This is a genomic window from Gemmatimonadota bacterium, assembly GCA_016720805.1.
In the GTDB taxonomy this organism is placed as follows: Bacteria; Gemmatimonadota; Gemmatimonadetes; order Gemmatimonadales; family GWC2-71-9; genus Palsa-1233.
In genome coordinates, this window is record JADKJZ010000014.1 from 295,998 (window position 1) to 318,065 (window position 22,068).

The following is a 22,068-nucleotide window of genomic DNA, read 5'->3' on the forward strand; positions in this document are numbered from 1 at the left end:
CGTGGAGAAAGGGTCGGACGACTAGCTGCGGGAGGCCGCCCGCGCGAGCAGCAACCAGCCGGCCAGGAACGCCACACCGCCGAGGGGGGTGACCGCGCCCAGCCAGCGATGGCCCGTGGCGACCATCAGGTACAACGATCCGGAAAAGAGGGCGACGCCGATGAGAAAGCTCCATGCCGCCGCACCGGCGCCGGGCGCCGATCGGGAGATGAGCCAGCCGACCGCCAGCAGTGCCAGGCCATGATACATCTGGTAGCGCACTGCCGTCTCGAATATTTCCAGATCGCGGGGCTCGAGCCGCGATCTGAGCGCATGCGCCCCGAAGGCACCGAGGGCCACCGCCACCCCGGCCAGGATGGCGCCGAGCGTGGCCGCGAGTCGGGAGGTCAACCCGGGTCGTCCGCGTCGGGGGTGAGCTGCGGCATTCCCATCGCGTGGTAGCCGTTGTCGACGTACACCACGGTGCCGGTGATCCCCGTCCCCAGTGGCGACGCAAGGAAGGCGGCGACGTGCCCCACGTCTTCGGCATCGAGGTCGCGCACGATTGCCGAGTTCTCGCGGTAGTAGCGGAGCATGGTGCGGATATAACCGATCGCCGTGGCCGCGCGTGAGGCGTACGGGCCGGCCGAGATGGTGTTGACGCGGACACCGTGGCGCCGCCCGGCTTCGAAGGCGAGCGTCCGGGTGTCGGACTCGAGCGCCGCCTTGGCGGTGGACATCCCGCCGCCGTACCCAGGCACCACCCGCTGACCCGCGAGATAGCTGAGCGAGACAAACGAGCCGCCGGGCCGCATCAGCGGGCCGAGCTCGCGGACGAAGGCGACGTTGCTGTAGGCCGAGATCGAAATGGCATCGAGGTAACCGCGCCGTGATGTCTCCATTAGCGGCTTCCGGACCTCGGGACCATTGGCGAGCGAGTGCACGACGATGTCGAGCGGCTGCTCACCGAAGTCCTTCTGGAGCGAGGCCACCAACCCGGCGATGGTGAAATCGCCGCGGTCGCGGTAGCGCTTGCTGTCGCGTACCTCGGCCGGGACGTCGTCCATCGTGTCGTAGGCGGCATCGAGCGGGTAGATCTTCTCGAATACCATCGGGCTGCCATCACGAAGCGTCAGCGACTCGGCGATCTTGCCGCGCTCGATCAGCGCCTCGAAGATCCCCAGTGCGGGGGGCCAGGTGCCGATGCAGACGGTCGCACCCGCCTCGGCGAGGGCCTTGGCAATGGCGAAGCCGAAGCCGCCATCATCGGCAACACCAGCGACGAAGGCGCGCTTGCCACGGAGGTCGATCGGGAGCATCGGAAGCAGGACTCCAGTTGAGTTGGGGAAAAGATAATGGCCAAGGGTGAAGGGTGGAACGCGGAATCAGGGTGCTCCGGGGGTATAAAGTGAAACGTGAAACGGTGGCGTCGGGCCGGCCGTTTCACGTCTCACGTCTTACCTGCTGGCGGACAGGAGGGCCTGCCGCCGCTTTAGCCTACTTCCGCGGTTCGAGGATCTCCTTGATCCGGGCTGCCGCGTCGGCATAGTGCGCCCGCGTGATGGCGTCGCCCTTGCCTCCGGCCGCCGCCAACTGGCTGCGCACGGTGGCCAGCTCAACCCGGGCCAGGGCCTGGAGGTCGGACTGGGAGACATTCGGGCCGGCGGCGGCCGCCGGGAGCCCGGCCGGTGGAGCCGGCGGGTTCATGATGGAGCCGAGGCGGTCGATCCAGGCCCGCTGCAGGGTGCGGCGGTAGGCATCCGGCGCCTTGCCGCTGCTGAGCTCGGTCCAGACGCCGGTCCGCACGTCGGCCATGAGCTCGGCCGGCGTATAGGTCCCGGTGCCCAGCGCCTGCAATTCGGCCAGGCGGGTCAGGCGGGCGTTCTGGAGCAGCTGGCTCATGACACCGGTCATGTACCCCTTGATCCGGTCGGTGGCGCCGAGGACGCCGACGCGATCGAAGATCGCCTCGTCAATCATCCAGGTCGGGGTCTGCAGCGCTTCGGCCGTCAGGAACCGGACCGCCTCCCGCTGGCGCGCCTCGGTGATCGGCGTGTACTGCCCGCCCACCTGGTCCATGTTCTTGCGGGTGTAGTCGACGCCGCCGACGATGGTGAGGACATGGCCCATGTAGCGCTGCCACTGCGCCCCCACCTGCCCGTACATCTCGTTCAGCTGCGCGTAGTCGGCGCCCTTCTCGTAGCTCCACTCCATCAGCTTCGGCATGATGCGCTTCAGGTTCATGATGCCGTAGCGCCCGGCCTTCACGCCGTCGTCGCCGAGGTCTTCGGTCTGCGAGCCCGGATCGGTGCCCGACGGATCGCCGAAGCGGTACATCGGGTCGTTCTCGTGGAGCTTGATCCACTGGTCGAGCGTCGCCTTCTCGTCATCCGGCGTCTTGGCGCCGATGATCGGGCGGTAGCCCCACGAGATCGAGTACTTGTCGTAGACGCCGATCCGCGGATTCATCGCGACCGCGCCGTCGCCCGGCTGCGCAACGTAGTTGAAGCGGGCGTAGTCCATGATCGACGGGGCCGTCGCGTACTTCGCCGTGAAGGTCGGCGAACGGAGCGAGTCCACCGGGTACGACGACGACGCCTTCATGTTGTGCGGCAGGCCGAGCGTGTGGCCGACCTCGTGCGAGGAGACGAAGCGGATCAGCTCGCCCATCACCTTGTCGTCGAAGTCCACCATCCGTGCATTCGGGTTGATCGCCGCGGTCTGGATCAGGTACCAGTTCCGCAGGAGGTTCATGACGTTGTGATACCACTGGATGTGCGTCTCGAGAATCTCGCCGCTGCGCGGATCGGGCACGTGCGGGCCGGAGGCGTTCTCGACGTCCGAGGCGAGATAGCGGATGACGCTGTAGCGTGCGTCATCGAGGGAGAACTCGGGGTCCTCCGCCGGCGTCGGCGCGCGCTTGGCGATGATGGCGTTCTTGAAGCCGGCGGCCTCGAAGGCGGCCTGCCAGTCGTTCACACCCTGGATCAGGTACGGGACCCACTTCTCGGGCGTCGCCGGGTCGATGTAGTAGACGATCTGCTTGATCGGCTCGACCAATTCGCCACGCAGGAAGGCGGCGGTGTCCTTCGGCTCGAGGCGCCAGCGCGAGATGAAGCGCCGCCGGACGACGCGGTCCTCGTCGCGGCCGTAGTCGGTCTGCTGCACGCCGAAGTAGCCGACGCGGCTGTCCATCAGGCGCGGCTGCATCGGCTGCACGGGCAGCAGCAGCATCGAATGGTTCATCACGATCGTGATCGAACCGGTCGAGGCGTTCGACGGTGCGGCACCGGCGTCGTAGGTCATCACGACGCGGGTCTCGAGGTTCTTGGGATAGGAATGGATCGACTCGAGGAAGGTTCGCGCCGGATCGAGGCGGCGGATCTGGTACTGCGTCTTCATGAAGGACGGCAGCCCGAGCATCGCGACGTCGGTGGTGTAGAGCGGGGTCACGTCGACGACGACGGTCGAGTCGGCGCCGTACGCGGCCACGTCGAAGCCGGCGATGATCGGCTCCGCGTTGGAGTTGCGCACCGCCTGTGCGATCGGCTTGGTGCTGTCGGCCACCGTGCTGAAGGAGACCTGGCGGAGGTAGACCTTGTCGCCGGTGCGGACCCAGCGGACGACGTTGGCGCCGTTCATGGTGCCGCCGTAGCCGAGGCCGGCCGCCGTCTGCGCGATGCGCGAGACGACGATGAACTCGCGGCCGAGCATTGCGCGCGGGATCTCGTAGTACCACTTGTCGCCGACCTGATGGACCGTGAAGGCCCCCGGGTCGCTCTTCGCCTTGGCGGTGATCACGTCCTTGTACGGCTTCGGGCCCGTGCGCGGGGCGGCGGGGCCACCCGGACGCGCGGCGGAGTCAGTCGGCGCGCCGGCCGGTCGGGCCGCCGGCGCGGGCGCGGTCTTCGGCGCCGACTTGGCGCAGCCCGCCACGAGGGCGATCAGGGCACCGAGAGTGGCAACGGATGTACGATGATGCATCAGTGGAGATCCTCTGCTGCAGGGGTGACACGCGCCCTATTCGGCACGCAGGACCTCGAGCGGCGGGCGCTCGAGTACATCGAGGGAATTCCAGAGCCCGACGAGTGTCGTCAGGCCGACCAACCCGGCTGCCAGGCCCAGCATCGGCCAGAGCGGCAGCGTGAAGCGCGATTCGAAGACGAAATGTGACAGGGCCCATCCGGCGCCCCCTGCCAGCACCGCGGCGACCGTCGCGGCGCCGAGGCCGAGCGCCGCATACTCCACGCTCAGGATCCTGAGCACCTGCCCGCGCGTGGCACCCAGCGTCCGGAGCAAGGTGCCCTCGCGCACGCGCTGCCAGCGCGAGGTGGCGATGGCGCCGACGAGCACCACGGTGCCGGTGGCCAGCGAGAAGAGCGCCATGAAGCGAATTGCCAGAATGATCCGGTCCACCACCGACTCCAGGGCGCGTTGCACTTCGCCCAAATCCACCGTCGTGACGTTCGGCGCCCGCTCGGCCAGTCGCCGCTGAATGCGGCCGCGGGCGGCGGCATCGGGGACGCGTGCCAGCGTCGCCAGCGAATGTGGGGCGCGCTCCAGTGCGCCGGGGGCGAAGACGACGAAGAAATTGGGTTCGAAGCGGGCCCAGTTCACGGCGCGGAGCGAAGTCACCACGCTGTAGACCGGCACGCCCTGAACATCCCAGGTGATCCGGTCACCGAGCGTCACCCCCATTTCCTCGGCGAGGTCGCTTTCCATCGAGATGGCGACGGCGTTGCTGTCGGCCGTGCCGCGCTTGGTGGAATCGGTGCCAAACCAGCGCCCGGAGGTAACCCGCTCGGCGGGGCCCAGCACGGAACGATACGTCGAGCGGTACTCTCGGCGAAATGCCCACGCTCCCCCGCCGGGCCCGCCCCGCCGCCCCCCCGGCCCGCGCCGCCCCTGTTCCCGGCTCTGGGCGGCAGTGTCGGCCGCGGCGCTGTCGGCTGGGACCCCCTCGGCACCCGCCAGGAGCGCGGTCACCGGCCTCCCCTTGACCGAGGTGATCCGCATCGGGACGATCGGCTCGAAGCGGTCCCCCGGGAGCCCCTCCGATGCCAACGCCTGGTTCACCACGTCGCGCTGATCGGGTTGGATGTCGAAGAGGACCAGGTTGGGGCGTCCCGACTTGCCGCCGCCATCGAGCTTCAGGTCCTGCAGCAGGTTGTGCTGCGCGGTGAAGAGCGTCGTCAGGAGAAAGGCACCAAAGCCGAGGGCGAGCACCACCGTGACCGTCTGGTTGGCCGGGCGGTGCAGGTTGGCCAACCCCTGTCGCCAGAGGTAGGGCCATGAGGCCGGCGTGAATCGGCGCGCGGCCCACATCAGCCCAAGCGACGCCAGCCAGAGCACCAGAAGGGCGCCGCCGACGGCGGCGGCGAACCAGGCTCCCTGCGGCAAGGAGCCGACCTGCACGGCGGCGAGGCCGACGACGCTGGCCACGAGTGCCGCCCCGGCCAGTACCCGATAGAGGTCCCAGCGGATGCGGAGCGGCGTCACGTTGCGCCGAAGCGTCGCGAGTGGCGAGATCTCGCGGATCCCGAGCAGCGGCAGCAGGGCGAACACCGCCGAAGTCCAGACGCCGAGGCCCATGCCGATGGCGATGGCACGCGGCGACGGGAGGACGCGGACGTCGACCGGGATGAAGTCGGCGAGCACGAGTGGCATCAGCTGTTGGAGCGCCACCCCGAAGAGCGCCCCGAGCGCGGAGCCGAGCAACCCCATCCCGACCGCCTGCATCAGGTAGACGGCGAAGATCTGGCCCGAGGTGGCCCCGAGGCAGCGCAGCACCGCGATGCTGTCGAGGCGTTGCCGGATGAAGACGTGCACCGCGCTGGCGACGCCGAGTCCGCCGAGCAACAACGCGGCAAGCGCGACGAGCCCGAGGTAGTTGCCGAGTCGGGTGAGGGCGTTGGTGAGGTTGTCGCGATCATCCGCGACGGTGCGCACCCCGACGCGGTCCCCGCGCAACTGCGGGCGAGCCGCCTTGGCGATCGCCTGGGCGTCGCGGCCCGGTGCAAGCTGCACGAAGTCTTCGTGCTGGACGCGCGCGCCGAAGCCGAGCAGCTTGGTCGACGCCAGCTGCGACGTGGCAATGAAGACGCGCGCACCGAACGCCATCTGCAGTCCCACGTCACCGGGGACGTTCACGACCGTGCCGACGATGGGGAAGCGTCCTTCACCAACCGAGAGCGTATCGCCCACCTTGGCGCCGATGGCGGGCAAGAGCGAAGGATCGACCAGCGCGTCGCCGGCCTGCAGCCGCGGCCAACTGCCGGCGGGTGCGGTTTCGACGGCGCCGTAGAAGGGCCAGCCGGGATCGACGGTGCGCAGCTGCACGAGGCGCGCGTTGCCGTTGCCGGGCAAGTACGCCATCGCGGCGAGCGAGACCGACCGCGCGACCTTGGTGCCCGGCAGGGTCGCGAGGGAATCGATCCACTTCGTTGCCGCAGGAATCTCGGCGAGCGGCTTGCGGCCCGTGAAGGCGAGGTCGGCCCCGAGCAGTGCCTGCGCCTGCTCGGCCACCGACACGGTGAGGTTGTCGGTGAAGGAGTTGACCGCGACGAGGGCGCCCACCCCGGCCGTGACCGAGGCGGTGAGCAGGAGCAGGCGCTTGCGCGCCGCCCGCGCTTCGCGCGAGGCGAGGCGCAGCACGAAGCCGAGCGAGGTCATCGCGTGGTGTCCGAGACAATCGCGCCGTCGGCGAGGCGGATGGTCCGTCGGGCGAGGCCGGCCAGTTCGAGGTCGTGCGTCACCAGCACCAGCGTCGTGCCGAATTCGGCGTTGAGCGCCGTCATCAACTCGACCACGGTCGCTCCGTTCGCGGCGTCGAGATTGCCGGTCGGCTCATCGGCGAAGAGAATCTTCGGGCGGGTCGAGAAGGCCCGCGCCACGGCGACGCGCTGTTGCTCGCCGCCGGAGAGTTGTCCGGGGTAGTGATGCGCGCGCGCACCCAGCCCGACGCGCGCCAGCAGGGCATCGGCGCGGGCGACGGCGTCGTCGGCACCGGCGAGCTCGAGCGGCACCTGCACATTCTCGCGGGCGGTGAGCGTTGGAATCAACTGGAAGGACTGGAAAATGAAGCCGACCTTCTCGCGGCGCAGCCGTGCGCGGGCATCTTCGTCGAGCGTCCCCAGATCCACGCCGTCGAGCAGCACGCGGCCACGCGACGGACGATCGAGCCCGGCGAGCAGGCCGAGCAGCGTGGTCTTGCCGCTGCCCGAGGGGCCGACGATGGCGAAAGTCGCCGGCATCGAGGTGGAAGTTGATATCCTTCAGGACATCGAGCGACTCGCCACCCGAGGGGTACTCGTGGCCGAGGGCTTCACAGGTCAGCATGAACGAACTCCGAAGGGGGCAAGGCCGGGTGCGGATAACGTCGACGTCTCTGGGCTGGTACCGGCTCTGGTGGCTGGCAGGTTCCCTCGCCGCATGCAGCGGAAGCGCCGCTGAACGCCCGGACTCCACAACCCCGAAGGATAGCGGCGTCGCCGTGGCCCCGTCGGCCCCCTCGCGGGCCACGGTGCTGCTGGTGGGCACCTCGCTCACGGCTGGCTACGGTCTGGACCCGTCGCAGGCGTGGGGCACGCTGCTGCAGGCCAGGGTGGATTCGGCCGGGCTCCCCTTTCACGTGGTCAACGCCGGCGTGAGCGGCGAAACGTCCGCAGGGGCGCTCCGCCGCACCGATTGGCTCTTCGGGCAGGGGCCGATCCGCGTCCTGGTGGTTGAGACTGGCGCCAATGACGGCCTCCGCGGGCAGCCGATCGATTCGCTCCGCTCCAACCTGGACCTCATCCTGACGCGGGCCGAGGCGCTGGTGCCAAGGCCGGTGCTGGTGGTCGCCGGGATGGAGGCACCGCCGAATCTGGGTCGCCGCTATGCCGACGACTTCCGCGCCGTCTTCCCGGCGGCAGCGAAGGCGCACGGCGCGGTCTACCTCCCGTTCCTGCTCGATGGCGTCGCCGGGGTGGAGGCGCTCAACCAGCCCGATGGCATCCATCCCAATCCGCGGGGCTCCCGACGCGTCTTGGACAACGTCTGGAAGACGTTGGGCCCGATTCTCGACAGCCTGAGTCGCCAGCGCTGACAGCGGCCTCGCGCCGCAGGCCGCTACTCGTGCCGGATGGCGTCGATCGGTGAGAGGCGCGCGGCACGGAGGGCCGGGTAGAGCCCGAATGTGAGTCCGACAAGGACGGCCGACCCGGCCGCGATCGTGAGGGTGCCGGCCGTGACGGCGGCGTGGATCTCCGCCTGAGTGCGGAGCCGCATGAACGCCGCGACCCCGAAGGCGACTGCCAGGCCGAGCGCGACGCCGGCGGTTGCTCCGGCCCCCGTGATCGCCACCGACTCCGCCAGGAACTGCACGACGATATCGCGACGCCTCGCCCCGGTGGCGCGCCGCACGCCGATTTCCCGCGTCCGCTCGAAGACCGAGGCGAGCATCACGTTCATGATGCCGATGCCGCCGACCAGCAGCGAGATGCCGGTGATCGACCCCATCAGAAGCTTGAACAGCAACATGCTTTGCTCCGCCTGCTTGAGTCGGTCGGCTCGATTGGCGAGCGTCAGGCGCTCCGCATCACCGGCGGGGAGCGCGCGCATCCAGGCGGTTGCCCGCGAGACGACCTCGGCGGTGGATTCCAGGGTGGATCCCCCGAGCAGGAGCGAGGGAAGGACGCCGCGAAAGGGCTGTGCCACCAGTCCAGCGAAGCGTGTCCGCGGAACCCACGCGATCATCTGGGGGCTGGCTGGCTTGGCCGTCACGCCGACAATCTCCACCGACGTCCCTTCCAGCGTGATCCGACGGCCCAGCGCACGCGCATAGTCCGTACTGCGGGTCAGCCGGCTCGCCAGGGCCATGCTGATCACCGCGACGGCGCTGCTGTCTCGGACCTCCTCGATTGACAGCCACCGTCCCGCCATGAGCGCGTTCTCCTCCACGACAGGCGGTCCGTCCTCGAGCGAAATCACTTCAGCGCCTCGCGCGGAGTCATCGGGAAAGCCTCCCAAGGTGGCACCGCCGGAGAACCGGAGCGTGGCCGAGCCGACGTCACCCAGTGCGGAGCGGAGCGTCGTCAAGTGGGTTTCGGTGAGCCGAAGGGTATCCGGACGGGGTAGCGTGAGACCGTCGAGGTTGCGGTTGGTGAGTGAGGATATATGAACCAGCTGCAGGTCGGTCGTCTCCGCAATCTGCCGCCTGGCAAAGGCTTCCACGCCATCAGCGATGGCAAGGACCGCGACCAAAGCCCCGGTGCCGACGATGACCCCTAAGGCAGCGAGGGCTGTCCGAAGGGGGTTGGCTGACAACGCGCGGGCGCCGATGAGAAGAGAGTGCCAAGGCATAGCCCCTTGAACGGGAAGTAGGTCGGATTGGTTTCACTTTGCACCGACCACCAGCGGTGTGACGGGAAACGCCGTCCGGCGAATCCACCGCGTCGCTGGAGGAATCGAGTCGCACCCGGTAGCCTTCCTCCCATGAGCTTCTTCGATACGAATCATCAACGTGCCGCCTGGCTGGTCGCCCTCCTCGGCATCGGCATCTTCATTGCCTCTCGTCCCGTACGCCTCGGGACTGCTGGGCGCCCCCATTCTCTATGTTGTCTTCAGCGGCGTGCACCAGTGGTTGGTGCCACGCGTGCGGAGTCGCGCCCTCGCGAGTTCGCTGGTGCTCGTGCTCGCGCTGATCGTCATTGTGGTGCCGTTGGTCTGGATGGTCTCGCTGCTGGTCGGGCAGGCACAGAGCGCGGTGCAGGGCGTCATCAACTCTCCCGTCCTCGATCGATTGTCGACCTTCGAGATCGCGGGGTATCCGGTCGGTCCCGACCTCAAGGCCGCCGGCGCGAAGGCGGCGACGTTCGTCGGCGGGGGCGCCATATCGTTCCTCGGCACGGCCACGCGCCTGACGCTGAATCTGCTCTTCACCTTCTTCGGGCTCTACTATCTGCTGCAGGATCCGAAGGGGGCGTGGCGCGGGTTGCGGCCGTACATCCCCTTCTCCGACGAGAACGTCGCGATCCTGCAGGACCGCTTCGTGGCGGTGACGAAGAGCACCATCATCGGCACCGGCGTCTCCTCGGTGGCCCAAGGGGTGTTGATCGCGCTTGCCTTCACCGTCAGCGGACTGGGCAACGGCGTCTTCTGGGGCGTGGTGACCGTGGTCTTCTCGATCCTCCCTGTTGTCGGTGGCGGGCTGATCTGGGGTCCGGGCGCGCTGTACCTGTATACCACCGGGCGGCCCGGCGCGGCGATCGGCCTGGTGCTCTTCGGCGCCGTCGTCGTCGGAAATATCGACAACCTGATCCGCCCGATGATCTCGAATCGCTACGCGCAGATCCACCCGCTGATCACGCTGGTCGGTGCGATCGCCGGGGTGAGTTATATCGGGCTGCTCGGCTTGCTGGTCGGTCCGCTGGCGCTGTCGTATTTCTTCGAGCTGCTGACGATGTATCGGCGGGAGTATTTGAGGCCGGTGGCAGTGGCAGTGGCGGAGTCGGGAGTCGTTATTCGTTAGGTCGTAAGTCGTAGGTCGTAGGTCGTAGGTCGCAGGTCCAGTAGTTCCGTCATCCCGAACGAAGTGAGGGACCTGCGTAGCCGCCATCACGCAGGTCCCTCGTATTGCTCTGGATGACCTCCGACCTATGACCGATGACCTATGACCTACGACCACAAAAGAGCGGCCCGGGTTTCCCCGGGCCGCTCTTTTGTTGGTCGTGCCTGGTGCCTAGTTGCCGCCCTTGATCTCGACTCGGCGGTTCAGGGCCCGGCCGGCCGCGGTCTTGTTGTCCGCGATCGGCTCTTCCTCGCCACGCCACTTGACCGCGATCCGGTCGGCAGCGACGCCCTGCGAGATGAGGTACTTCTTGACGGTCTCGGCACGCGCCTGCGACAGCTTCATGTTGTAGGCGTTGGTGCTGATCCAGTCGGTGTGGCCGACCACGTCGACGTTGACCTCAGCATGCTCCTTGAGGGTGGTCGCGACGGTGTTCAGCGTGTCCATGCCGCCCTTCGTCAGGTCCGAGCGATCGAACTTGAAGTGCACCGACTGCAGCGCGAACGCGTACGCCGGCTTGACCGGCGGGGCCGGCGGCGGCGGCGTCGGCGCGACGACCGGGGCCGGCGGCGGCGGAGCCGGCGCGCGGACGGTGACGTTCGCGGTCGACATCAGCTTGCCCTTCTTGCTGTACGCCATGACCTGCGCGGTGCCCTCGCCAGCGGCGGTGTACATGCCGGTGAGCGAATCCACCTTGCCCGGGCCGCTGAGGCGATAGACCACGGCGTCCGGCTTGCCGCAGTAGGTCGCGTCGGCGGTGAACTGCTGCGAGCCGTTCGGCTGCAGCGTCGCGCTCATCGGCGTGATGCCGATCATGTCCTTGGCGTGATCGCAGCCACCGTTGCCGAACAACAGCGAGACGCCGGCCTGGTGACCCAGGTAGGTGTTCGAGTTGTCACCGAAGCCGCTCGGGATGTAATCCGCGAGGGTCTCGAGGCGCAGGTTCAGCCAGCTGGTCGGCTTGACGCGGAGGCCGACGAGGCCGCCGACGCCGAAGTAGCTCGTCGATGCCCTTGGTGAGCTTGGTGTAGCTCGGGCCCGCGCCGACCATCAGCGAGAACAGGCCGCTGAGGGGGGCGTTGTAGACGAGGTGGGCATTGATCGGCGTGTGACGCAACGGACGCGAGATCGCGCCGATGGTCGACGGCACGTTCGCCTGATTGCCACGGAGGTCGGTCGGGTTCAACGACGCGGCCAGTTCAAGCGCGAGGTTGTTGCCGACGAAATAGCCGATCCGCCCGCCGCCGCCGATCCGATTGTCGTCGGGACCACGGACCAAGTAGGCGTTGGTGTAATCGGTGTATCGACCGAAGCCGCCGATTTCAAAGGTTCCCTTCGACTGGGCGGCCAGCGGAGCCACCGCAAGCAGCGCGATGGCCGCAACGTACCCTGTGAGACGCATTTCCTTCCTCCTGGTTGACAACCTGCCACGGGGTGGACCCCACCCGGAAAACTTCGTAACTACTGACTCACCAACGGTGTAGCACCTGCAGTATCCTGTACACTAACGAAACATCTGGTTCAGACTGGCGCAAGAGTGACGCCACCACTCGACACCCCCGCCAAGGGTGTAGAAATCTTGCTGGGACACCCTTTCCCGAGCCATGTGACCCCAGCCGATCAATAGAGATCCGGGACGATTCGCCACGAGTCCTGCAAGCTCCCGGGCCCCGGACTACCTTTCGGACTCCCCTCACTCCGACTCTCCGGTTTCTCGCCGATGCCTGCCAGCTCCCTTGTTCGCCGAAGCCTGCTCCCGCTCCTTGCCATCCTTGCCATGCATCCCGCCCCGGTGGCCGCGCAATGGCGGGTCGAAGCCTGGTTTGGTGACGCTTGGAACGCGCGCGCGCCGATCACATTTACTCAAGACGGCCAACCCGACATCAAGCTCACACCGAACTGGAGTACCCGGCCGTGGCGGCCGACCTGGTACTACTCCGGCCGGGTTGCCAAATGGTCAGACGATCGAGGGTGGGCCTTCCACTACATGCACCACAAGATCTACCTCGACAACCCCACGGCCGAGGTGGCCCAGTTCCGCATCACCAACGGCATTAACATGTTGCTGGTAGAGCGGTTATGGCGCACCAAGGGGTGGGAATTCGCCGTCGGCGCGGGCCCGACCCTGATCGTCCCGTTCAGCACGATCCGTGGCCGCACGTACGGTCGGTCCCAGGGGATCTGGGGCTCGCGGTATGATCTCGGGGCCGCCTCCCTCGAGGCCGGGGTGGCTCGGCGGCTCAAGCTGCTGCCCTATACCTACGGCTCGTTGACGGCCGCGGTCACCGCCACCACCATCAGCGCCAAGATCGCCGACGGTCGGGCCAAGACGATGAATTACGCCCTGCATTTGCAGTACGGCCTCTCGCTGCAGAGCAAGCCGTGAGGATTCCGGACGCGGTGTCCTGATCCGAGGACACCCTCGCCGCGCCACTGGCTTGCAAGGGATCTCGCAAGTGGTTGCAGGAAAATGAGTTGGCCGCTCCCTGTGGGGCGGCCTTTCCCTTGCTCCGGAGCAGGTGTCCCCTTCCGGAGCCGATTCGATGCTGTTGCTGCCCGCCCTGCTGGGACTCGCCCTCGCGATCCCGACGCTGTCCCCTGTCCCGCCGAGCCCGGTCGCCTCCCGAGCGGCGCTCACGCAGGACAGCAGTGCCATCCTCTTTTCGAAGGCGCGTGAGTTGGCCCGCGCCGGACACCCCGCCGAGGGGCTTGCGACGTACCACTCGGCGGCGCTGCGTGCGACCTCTGCGGACGACTGGGCTCGCTTCCGGCGCGACATCGCCTGGATCGCCACACCGAAGGAACTCACCGTTTGGGATGCGACCGCCACGACAGATCGGCCGGCTCAGCTCCTGGCGTTCTGGAACGAGCGGGATGCGCGTGATGGTCTCGCGACGGGGGGCCGCTTCGCCGAGCACGTCCGCCGACTCGACGTCGCGCTGGCGGAGTACCGCATCCAGCCGAAGCGTGGTCGCTCCCCGATCATCCGGACGGCATCGGCCGCGCCCGCCGACCGGTACGACCGCGAGGTCGGCATCGGCTCCCCGTTGCGTGACTACCTCCCGGGGCAGGGCGAACTTGATGACCGTGGCGTCATCTTCGTGCGGCAGGGCGAGCCTGTGGCGCGCCGGTACGCAGCCGACTCGCGCATCGAGGGGTGGGTCTACGCCCGCGAGGGGAAGACCGTCGCGGTCTTCTTTACGGAGGCCCTCTTTGACGGGTCGTCGGGGAACACGATGCTCGTGGCGGCGCCACCGTCGGGCGCGTACTTCGTGGTGTGCGACTTTGACCGCGCCTTCTGCGGAAACTCGGGGGCGATCGAGCAGCGGGAAAAGCTTCGCCAGCGAACGATCGGCGCCATTCGGGCGCTGACCACGACCGATTCGGCGAAACCAGCAGAGCCGTGAGCCGATCGCAACCTCGATCGCGACGGTGACGTACCTTTCGGTGCGTTGCCGTCGTGTCGTGTCGTGTTGCGCCTGATCGCCATTCGCTCCGTCGAGGTTCCCATCCGCCGCTTCCCGTTCGCGCGTGTCGCCTGCGCCCTCCTGCTTGGTGCCTCGCCCCTGCGCGCGCAGGAGGCGAAGGACCGTCCACTGATCGATTCGTTGTTCGCCGCGATGGCGCAAGCCAACGCCGCCACCGACCTCCCCGATGTCGCCCGCTGCAGCGTGACGCCGGGTTCCTTCGCGCGCATGTGCGAAGGATTGCTGCTCACGCGGCGTGCCGAGTTGTCAGGCCAGGCGGATGACGCGAATCGGGCGGAGTCGCTGCTGCGCCGCACGGTCGAGGAGAAGCCCGACTGGGCCGTGGCGTGGTACGGCCTCGGTGTGGCGCGATTCGAACTGGCCCGTCTCAAGGTTCTGGCGCGTGAAGGCCCGCGCCAGGTAGCCGGCTTGAGCTGGGTCGCTGGCGGAACCGCTGCGCTTGTGCGCGCACTCGAACTCGACCCCACGATGATCGGTGCAGGGGAGGCGCTGGCACGCGCGCCGATGCCGCGCGAGGGCATCTCCCGCGTGAATGACCGGCTGGCGATCCTCAGGCGGGTGCGTGGCTCACTCACGATGACGCCTGCCTCACGTCTGGCGCTCGGCCAACTCGAACGCGAGGCCGGCAACGCTGACACCGCGGCCGTCCTGCTGGGCGAGGCGATGGCCGCTGGTGCCGACAGCGGCGTCGCGATGCTGGAGATGTCCCGCGCGCTGCACAAGGCAGGGCGTCCGGTCGAGGGACGCGGGCTGCTCTTTGCCGGTGCCGAGCGCACCACCACAGCGGAGTCAAAGCGTCGGTACCGCGAGGAACTGAGCTGGGTCGCCACGCCGCAGGAGATGGCCTCGTGGGACTCGACGGCCGCGCCGCAGCGCAAGGCGTGGCTGGAGAACTTCTGGGGCGGCCGTGACGTGCGCGAAGGGCGCGCCGAAGGTGAGCGGCTGATCGAGCACTACGTGCGGATGGACTACGCGTCCAAGAACTTCAAGATCACCATCCCGCAAGTCGGTCGACAGAAGACGCGAAGCGTCGCCCTGGCGACGGATGTGGATTGGATTCCGAGCAAACTGGTGGAGAGCAGCGACGCTCCCCCGCCCACCGCAGCGCAGCTCGATGCCGAAGCGGATCTCGCGTCGGACAACACCTATTCGGGGCTGGTCGGCGTCAAGGTGCCGTTCCGTGTGTTCAGCGTGACGCAGGACCTGATCGATGACCGCGGCATGGTCTGGATCCGACACGGCAAGCCGGACCTCAAGACGGTGACGGTCGGGGGGACGGCGGGCGAGGCGTGGCTCTACCGACGCTTGGGTGAGCCGGCGCTGGTGCTCTTCTTTGCGGAGGCGGACTTCGATGGCAGCACCGGCGCGAGCGTGCTGGTGCCGACGCCGGCGGGCGGGCTCCCCGAGGCGATCAACCAGCTCTGCGGCGGCGGGATGGGAATGTGTGATGGACTGCAGGGCAACGCGGTGAGCGCCGGTCGTGGCAGCATGGTCAACGGTGCGCCGCGGCAGGTCAGCGCGTCCGAAGTGCGCGCCTCGCCGGATCAGGTTCGCAACCAGCGAAATGCCGGCATCGCGCAGATCAAGCGCGCGGTGACCAGCGACGCCTTCCCGCGCACCTTCGAGGCCCCGCTCGATCCGATCGCCCAGATCTACGGGCTGGACCGCGCGGCGGGCGGCGCGCCGCGATTGGTGGTGGCGTTCGCGTTGCCGGGCGAGAAGCTCTCCTTCACGACACCGCCCGAGGCGGGTGGCCGCGCGATCTACCCGGTGCGGGTGCGTCTCCTCTCGATCGATCAGGCGACCGGGGCACGGTACGAGCTCGACTCGCTGCGCCAATTTGCCGCGGCGACGCCGCTCAAGGAGGGGCAGTACCTCACACCGGCGTCGCCGAGATGAAGGTGCCGGCCGGTCGCTACACCACCACGCTGGTGCTGACCCAGGATGGCGGGAAGGGGGCGCTGGCGCGGCTCGCCGCCGTCGAGGCGCCGACCAACCAGGGGCTCCGGCTGAGCGATGTGGTGCTGGGTCGCGAGGGGAGCGGGGTGACGTGGAACTCCGGCAGCACCCGCGTGGCGATGAACCCGCTCAACGCGTACGCCAAGGGGGCGACCGCCGAGCTCTACTATCAGCTGAGCGGCTTGAAGGTGGGGCAGACGTACGCGACCAAGCTCGAGTTCCTCTCCGCCGCCGAGAAGGAGACCAAGCCGAAGCTCTCCCTGAGCTTCTCGGCGGCCGCTGACGCCGACCGTGCCGAGGTGGTGCGGTCGGTCGGCCTCGAAAATCTCGATCCGGGGAGCTATCGGCTCCGGGTGACGGTGTCCGGCGCGGGTGCGACCTCGACCGCGACGGCCTGGCTGGTGATCGCGAAGAAGTGACCGCGCCCCTTGCGGGCGCCGGGTCTGGGTTGCATACTTATGCACTATGCAGAAACCCATTCTGGCGCTCGCCTTCTCCGGCGGCCTCGATACTTCCTACTGCGTCCCCCGGCTGACAGAGCGGGGGTTCTCAGTCCATACGGTCTTCGTCAACACCGGCGGCACGACCCCTGAGCAGTGCGCGGCGATCCGCGCGCAGGCGATGGCGGTGGGTGCGGTGGCCCACCACGAGGTGGACGCCCGCGACCTGGTGTTCAACCGCTTCGTCCGCTTCCTGATCCAGGCCAACGTGTTGCGGGGCGAGGTCTACCCGCTTTCGGTGGCCGCCGAGCGCACCCAGCAGGCCATCTCGGTGGTCGGCGTGGCGCGTGAGATCGGGGCCGTGGCGGTGGCGCACGGTTCGACCGGCGCCGGCAATGACCAGATCCGCTTCGACATCGCGCTCCGCGTCTTGGCGCCCGAGCTCGAGATCGTCACACCGATCCGCGAGGAGAATCTCTCGCGTGAGGCGTCGATCGCCTACCTCGAGGCGCGCGGCTTGCCGGTGCCCCCCAAGTCGGGCGCGTTCTCGATCAATCGCGGCCTCTGGGGCACGACCTGGGGCGGTGGCTGGACGCACGACACCTGGGCCTCGCCGCCAGAGGAGTTGCTGGCCCCACCGGCCGATGCCCCGGCGCCGCGCGATATCGTGATCACCTGGGTGGCCGGTGTCCCGGTGCTGGTCGACGGACAGTCGGGGCCCGGGCACGTCCTGGTCGACATGCTCAGTGCGCTGGCGGCGACGTACGGCATTGGCCACGGCATCCACGTGGGCGAGACCGCCCTCGGCATCAAGGGGCGGATCGGCTTCGAGGCGGGCAGCGCGTTGATCTTGATCAATGCGCACCGCGAGCTCGAGAAGCTGGTGCTCACCAAGTGGCAGTCGTTCTGGAAGGACCAGCTCGGCAAGTTCTACGGTGACCGCCTGCACGAGGGCCACTACTTCGATCCCGCCTTGCGCGACATCGAGGCGATGGTCGAGTCGTCGCAGCAGAAGGTGACCGGCGAAACCCGGGTCCGCCTCTCGCCGGGACGCTTCCTCGTCACCGGCGCGCGCTCGCCGTGGTCGATGATGGACCGCGCCGTGGCGACCTACGGCGAAGAAAATGTCCTGTGGACCGGCGACGAGGCCAAGGCCTTTGCCCGTGTCGGTGCCATTCCCGAGTTGCTGGCGATGCGGGCCGATGCACGTGCCCGCGGAGAGGAGTGAGATGGTGGTGACGACACGGGTCCGGCTCGACCGGATTGCCTCGTCGACGCGCAACGCGGCGTTGACAACTGAAGTGATCCTGGGCGACGAGATTGTCGCGGCCGAGGGCTACGTGCTCGCGGTGCGCATCCTCACCGACAAGAGCAGCTACAACACGGTCGAGGATCTCGGCGGCCGGATGGTCTCGCTCCGCTCCGGTGACGTGCTCGCCGGCACGCTCGGCGTGCGGCGCGCGCTGCGCGGCTACGCGGGCGAAGTGCCCAAGACGATCGCGGTGGGCGACACGATCGAGGTGCTGAACCTCGGCGGCATTCTGGGGCGCTGCACCTCGGCGAATCCCGATATCGGCCCGCCGTTCCAGGCCGAGGTGCTCGGCGCGGTGTTGTCGTTCCCCGAACTGGGCGACCGGATCGGCCGGCCGGCGCACATCCGCGACCGCGCCGTGCCACCCGCCGAGACGCTCTCCTGCGACATCCCGGTGGTGTTCATTGCCGGCACCTGCATGAACGCCGGCAAGACGGTGGCCGCGACCGAGCTGGTGCGCGGCCTGGCACGTGGCGGGCTGCGGGTCGCCGCGACCAAGCTCACCGGCGTGTCGCTGATGCGCGATGCCCTCTCGATGCAGGATGCCGGCGCCGTCGCGGCGCTGACGTTCAACGATGCCGGCGCGGCGAGCACGCATGCCGGGATGACGGTGCCGATTGCGCGAGGGCTCTTCAACCGGCTGGCCGATCCGCGCGGGCCGCGCCCCGACGTGATCGTCGCCGAGCTGGGCGACGGCATCCTCGGCGAGTACGGTGTGCAGGACATCCTGCGGGCCAAGGACCTGATGGCACTCGGCGCCGCCTACGTCATGGCCGCGCCCGATCCGGTCGGCTGCTGGGGCGCGCGCGAAATCATGCGCGACGAGTTCAACCTGCCGATCACGGCGATCACCGGGCCGGCGACCGACAACGCGGTCGGCCGCGACTATATCACCGCGTCGCTCGGCTTGCCGGCGTTCAACTCGCGTCGCGATCCGGAAGGGCTGGTGGCCGCGGTCCGGGTGGCGCTCGAGCAATGGCACGCCGCGAACGGAGCCCGCGCGTGAAGGTGGCCGTGCTCGGCGCGGCCGGATATGTCGGCGGAGAATTGCTGCGCCTGATTCTGCAGCATCCCGATGTGACCGAGGTCGTGGCCACGTCACGGTCGCAGGCCGGCAAGCCGATCGCCGACCTGCATCCGGCGCTGGCGCTGCTGACCGATGCGCGCTTCGCGGCGCACGCGCCGGGCGAGGTCGCGCGTGGCAAGGACGTGGTCTTTCTGGCGCTGGAGCATGGCGACTCGACCAAGTTCATGGGCGAGATCATCGATGCCGGGCCGGGGCTGATCGTCGACCTCGCCGCCGACTTCCGCATCCAGGACGGAACGCTGCACGCGCGACACTACGGGGCGCACGCGGCGCCGGCGCTGGTGCACCACTTCCGCTACGGCCTCGCCGATGTGCTGGGCACCTCGCTGCGCGGTGCCCGCGCCATCGCGGCGCCCGGCTGCTTCGCGACGGCAGCGCAGCTGGCGTTGTACGCGATCGCGGACCTGCCACTGGCTGCGCCGCCGGTGATCTTCGCCGTGACCGGATCGAGTGGCGGCGGACAGAGCCTCAAGGCGACGGCGCACCATCCGACGCGCGCGCACAATCTCTTTGCGTATGGCGCGATGTCGCACCGGCACGAGGGGGAGATTCTCGAACAGTGGCGCGGCTGGCGCGGCGACGCGGCGGCGCATGCACGGCTGGTGCCGCACTCGGGGCCGTTCGTGCGGGGCATCTACGCGACGCTGCATGCGACGATCGACGTGGGCGCGGCGGGGACCGCGGCGGGTCCGGCACGGGCGCGGCAGGCCGCGCCCCTACACGTCCCGACGGATATCGCCGCACACGTCCGCGCACGATACGCGGGCCGCCCGTTCGTGCGCGTCGGCGATGCCCCACCCGAGCTCACGCACGCGGTGGGCACCAACCTCGCGCTGCTGCATGCCGTGGCGTCTCCCGACGGACGGGAGGTTCAGGTGGAATGCGCGATCGACAACCTCATCAAGGGCGCCGGGGGGCAGGCGATCCAGGCGATGAACCTGGCCCTTGGACTCGATGAACGGGCCGGCCTGCTGGCCCCGGGACCCTTTCCATGCTGAATCGCGAAGATGGGCCGGCGCTGCTGCCGGTGTATGCCACTTTCCCGCTGCGTGCGGTGTCCGGCCATGGTTCATGGCTGGTCGACGAACAGGGCGAGGAGTGGCTCGACGCCTACGGCGGGCACGCCGTGGCCACCTGTGGTCACTCGCACCCCGACGTTGTCGCCGCGATCGCCGACCAGGCGTCGCGGTTGATCTTCTATTCGACCGCCGTGCCGCATGCCGGCCGCGAGCACCTCGCCGAGACGCTGGCGCGGCTCGCGCCGGGCGGCCTCGGCAAGGTGTTCTTCTGCAACTCGGGCGCCGAGGCGAACGAGAACCTGCTCGGGATGGCACGCCGCAAGACGGGCCGCACAACCGTCGTCACGATGCTCGGCGGTTGGCATGGTCGTACGGCGGCGACACTCGCCTGCACCGATGGCGCGCGGTACGAGGCAGGGGCGCGGCGTGCCGGTGTGCCGCTCTCGCGCAAGGTGCCGTTCAACGATCTGGCGGCACTGACGGCCGCGATGGATGAGACCGTGGCGGCGGTGTTGCTCGAGCCGGTGCAGGGCTTCAGTGGCGCGCGCACGGCCACCGTGGAGTTCCTCGAGGGGGCACGGGCGCTCTGCGATCGGTTTGGCGCCAAGCTGCTCTTCGACGAGGTGCAGTGCGGCACCGGGCGACTGGGGACGTTCATGGCGGCCGAGAGCTTCGGCGTGATGCCGGATGCGCTCTCGATGGCGAAGGGGCTGGCGGCGGGGCTGCCGATCGGCGCGGTCGTCGCGCATCCGTCGCTGGTCGACGACATCGCCATCGGCGACCTCGGTTCGACGTTCGGCGGGGGCCCGGTGCCGTGCGCAGCCGCGCTGGCCAACATCGGCGTGATCGAGCGCGAGGGGCTGCTCGAGAACGTGCGTCGCGTGAGCGCGCAGATCCGCAGCGTCGCCGAGACGTTGCCGCACGTGCTGACCGTTCACGGACGCGGCTTCCTGCTTGGGCTCGAACTCGACAGCCCGGCGGCCGATGTCCAGCGGGCGCTGTGGGCCAAGCGGATCCTCACCGGGACCTCCACCGACCCGAGGACGCTGCGGCTCCTGCCGCCGCTCTCCTTCAGCAGCGACGAAGCCGCCCTGCTGCTGGCCGGGCTTCGCGAGGTGCTGGCGTGAGCGGTCGTGACTTCCTCGCGATGGAGGAGTGGGAACCGGAGGCGATCGACGCCCTGCTCGAGTTGGCGGGGCGCTGCAAACGCGGCGAGATCACCGACGGCCTGACCCGCAAGGTGCTGGCGATGGTCTTCATGGATCCGTCGCTCCGGACGCGCTCGTCGATGGAGACGGCAATGTTCCTGCACGGCGGCCACGCGCTCGCGCTGGAGCCGGGGAAGGGAAGCTGGGCGTTGGAGACCGAACTCGACGTGGTGATGGACGGCACGACCGTCGAGCACATCATCGAGGCGGCGCGGGTGCTGTCGCGCTATGCCGACGCGCTGGCCGTGCGCTCCTTTCCGAAGGGGAATGACTGGGCCACGGAGCGGCTCGACCCGACGATCCGCAACTTCGCGCGCTTTGCGGAGAAGCCGGTGATCAATCTCGAGTCCGCACGCCGCCACCCCTGCCAGGGGCTGGCCGACGCCATGACGATGCGCGAACATCTCGGCGAGACGGTCGGGAAGCGGTTCGTGCTGATGTGGGCGTGGCACCCGAAGGCGCTGCCCACGGCCGTGCCGGCGAGCGCGGCGATCGCCGCGGCGCACCTCGGGATGGAGGTCACGATCGTCCGGCCCGCCGGGTACGACCTCGACCCCGACGACTACGTCGCCATCGAAACGCTCGCGGCGAAGCGCGGCGGCTCGCTGCAGGTCACCGACGAGCTCGACGGCGCGATCGAGGGGGCCCATGTGGTCTACCCCAAGTCATGGGGCTCGCTGGTGCACTTCGGGAATCCCGAGGCGGAGCGCGCTGGCCGCGAGGGGAAGCGCGACTGGCGGCTCACGCAGGCGCGGATGCGCACCACGGCAGCGGCCAAGGGAATCGCAATGCACTGCCTCCCCGTCCGCCGCAACGTCGAGATGGACGGCGAGGTGCTGGACGGACCGAACAGCGCCGTGATCGATCAGGCGGAGAATCGGCTGCATGCGCAGCGGGCGTTGTTGTTGGAGATCATGAGTCATTAGGTGTTAGTCGTTGGTCATTAGGGTGCATTCATGGGGTCCGCTGTGCGCCGGGCCACCCAACGACTAACGACCAATGACTAACGACTTCAACAAACATCTCA

18 protein-coding genes and 1 pseudogene are annotated in these 22,068 nt (G+C 68.6%); 11 read left to right on the forward strand and 8 right to left on the reverse strand.

What is annotated here, in order from left to right; translation table 11 throughout:
* Positions 1-21: 21 nt before the first annotated feature.
* The 5 genes and pseudogenes from IPP98_11580 to IPP98_11600 all read right to left on the reverse strand — a co-directional run bounded on the left by IPP98_11580 (position 22) and on the right by IPP98_11600 (position 7,317).
* Positions 22-390, reverse strand: a complete 369-nt coding sequence (locus IPP98_11580) for a DUF423 domain-containing protein (protein ID MBL0179751.1) — start codon at positions 388-390, stop codon at positions 22-24.
* Positions 387-1,298: an enoyl-[acyl-carrier-protein] reductase gene (locus IPP98_11585; GenBank protein ID MBL0179752.1), complete on the reverse strand. Its 912-nt coding sequence runs from the start codon at positions 1,296-1,298 to the stop codon at positions 387-389. The genes IPP98_11580 and IPP98_11585 overlap by 4 nt, the downstream gene beginning before the upstream one ends.
* 178 nt (positions 1,299-1,476) lie before the next feature.
* Positions 1,477-3,963: a zinc-dependent metalloprotease gene (locus tag IPP98_11590; protein MBL0179753.1), complete on the reverse strand. Its 2,487-nt coding sequence runs from the start codon at positions 3,961-3,963 to the stop codon at positions 1,477-1,479.
* Between the two features lie 36 nt (positions 3,964-3,999).
* On the reverse strand, positions 4,000-6,651 hold the full coding sequence (locus IPP98_11595; GenBank protein ID MBL0179754.1) for an FtsX-like permease family protein: 2,652 nt from the start codon (positions 6,649-6,651) through the stop codon (positions 4,000-4,002).
* Positions 6,648-7,317: pseudogene (locus IPP98_11600) on the reverse strand (ABC transporter ATP-binding protein). Before IPP98_11600 ends, IPP98_11595 begins: the two are co-directional and overlap by 4 nt.
* A gap of 154 nt (positions 7,318-7,471) precedes the next feature.
* On the opposite strand from IPP98_11600, the gene IPP98_11605 reads away from it, so the two are divergent.
* Complete coding sequence (locus tag IPP98_11605) at positions 7,472-8,065, forward strand: arylesterase (protein MBL0179755.1); 594 nt, start codon at positions 7,472-7,474, stop codon at positions 8,063-8,065.
* Positions 8,066-8,088: 23 nt separating this feature from the next.
* Here IPP98_11605 and IPP98_11610 read toward each other — a convergent pair whose 3' ends face one another.
* Complete coding sequence (locus IPP98_11610) at positions 8,089-9,285, reverse strand: ABC transporter permease (protein MBL0179756.1); 1,197 nt, start codon at positions 9,283-9,285, stop codon at positions 8,089-8,091.
* Between the two features lie 238 nt (positions 9,286-9,523).
* Here IPP98_11610 and IPP98_11615 point away from each other — a divergent pair, with 238 nt between their 5' ends.
* Entirely contained in the window at positions 9,524-10,489 is a 966-nt protein-coding gene (locus IPP98_11615) for an AI-2E family transporter (GenBank protein MBL0179757.1), read from the forward strand.
* A gap of 210 nt (positions 10,490-10,699) precedes the next feature.
* Here the strand turns inward: IPP98_11615 and IPP98_11620 are convergent, their stop codons facing one another.
* Positions 10,700-11,203, reverse strand: a complete 504-nt coding sequence (locus IPP98_11620; protein ID MBL0179758.1) for an OmpA family protein — start codon at positions 11,201-11,203, stop codon at positions 10,700-10,702.
* Between the two features lie 220 nt (positions 11,204-11,423).
* Positions 11,424-11,930 (reverse strand): outer membrane beta-barrel protein, encoded by a 507-nt coding sequence (locus tag IPP98_11625; GenBank protein ID MBL0179759.1) that lies wholly within the window; start codon positions 11,928-11,930, stop codon positions 11,424-11,426.
* A gap of 318 nt (positions 11,931-12,248) precedes the next feature.
* On the opposite strand from IPP98_11625, the gene IPP98_11630 reads away from it, so the two are divergent.
* From IPP98_11630 to IPP98_11670, 9 genes are all read left to right on the forward strand, one after another.
* The gene (locus tag IPP98_11630) at positions 12,249-12,914 is read left to right on the forward strand and encodes a hypothetical protein (GenBank protein MBL0179760.1); all 666 of its coding nucleotides are present in this window, start codon (positions 12,249-12,251) and stop codon (positions 12,912-12,914) included.
* Positions 12,915-13,071: 157 nt separating this feature from the next.
* Positions 13,072-13,935, forward strand: coding sequence for a hypothetical protein (locus IPP98_11635; GenBank protein ID MBL0179761.1), 864 nt, complete (start codon positions 13,072-13,074; stop codon positions 13,933-13,935).
* A gap of 63 nt (positions 13,936-13,998) precedes the next feature.
* Positions 13,999-15,915: a GWxTD domain-containing protein gene (locus IPP98_11640; protein ID MBL0179762.1), complete on the forward strand. Its 1,917-nt coding sequence runs from the start codon at positions 13,999-14,001 to the stop codon at positions 15,913-15,915.
* A complete protein-coding gene (locus tag IPP98_11645) occupies positions 15,912-16,394 on the forward strand; it encodes a hypothetical protein (protein MBL0179763.1) in 483 nt (160 codons plus the stop codon). The genes IPP98_11640 and IPP98_11645 overlap by 4 nt, the downstream gene beginning before the upstream one ends.
* Positions 16,395-16,440: 46 nt before the next feature.
* Positions 16,441-17,643 (forward strand): argininosuccinate synthase, encoded by a 1,203-nt coding sequence (locus tag IPP98_11650; GenBank protein ID MBL0179764.1) that lies wholly within the window; start codon positions 16,441-16,443, stop codon positions 17,641-17,643.
* 1 nt (position 17,644) lies between these two features.
* Positions 17,645-18,733: a hypothetical protein gene (locus IPP98_11655; GenBank protein MBL0179765.1), complete on the forward strand. Its 1,089-nt coding sequence runs from the start codon at positions 17,645-17,647 to the stop codon at positions 18,731-18,733.
* On the forward strand, positions 18,730-19,812 hold the full coding sequence (gene argC, locus IPP98_11660) for an N-acetyl-gamma-glutamyl-phosphate reductase (protein ID MBL0179766.1): 1,083 nt from the start codon (positions 18,730-18,732) through the stop codon (positions 19,810-19,812). The genes IPP98_11655 and argC overlap by 4 nt, the downstream gene beginning before the upstream one ends.
* The gene (locus IPP98_11665) at positions 19,806-20,960 is read left to right on the forward strand and encodes an aminotransferase class III-fold pyridoxal phosphate-dependent enzyme (protein ID MBL0179767.1); all 1,155 of its coding nucleotides are present in this window, start codon (positions 19,806-19,808) and stop codon (positions 20,958-20,960) included. Before argC ends, IPP98_11665 begins: the two co-directional genes overlap by 7 nt.
* Entirely contained in the window at positions 20,957-21,967 is a 1,011-nt protein-coding gene (locus IPP98_11670; GenBank protein MBL0179768.1) for an N-acetylornithine carbamoyltransferase, read from the forward strand. The genes IPP98_11665 and IPP98_11670 overlap by 4 nt, the downstream gene beginning before the upstream one ends.
* Positions 21,968-22,068 lie beyond the last annotated feature (101 nt).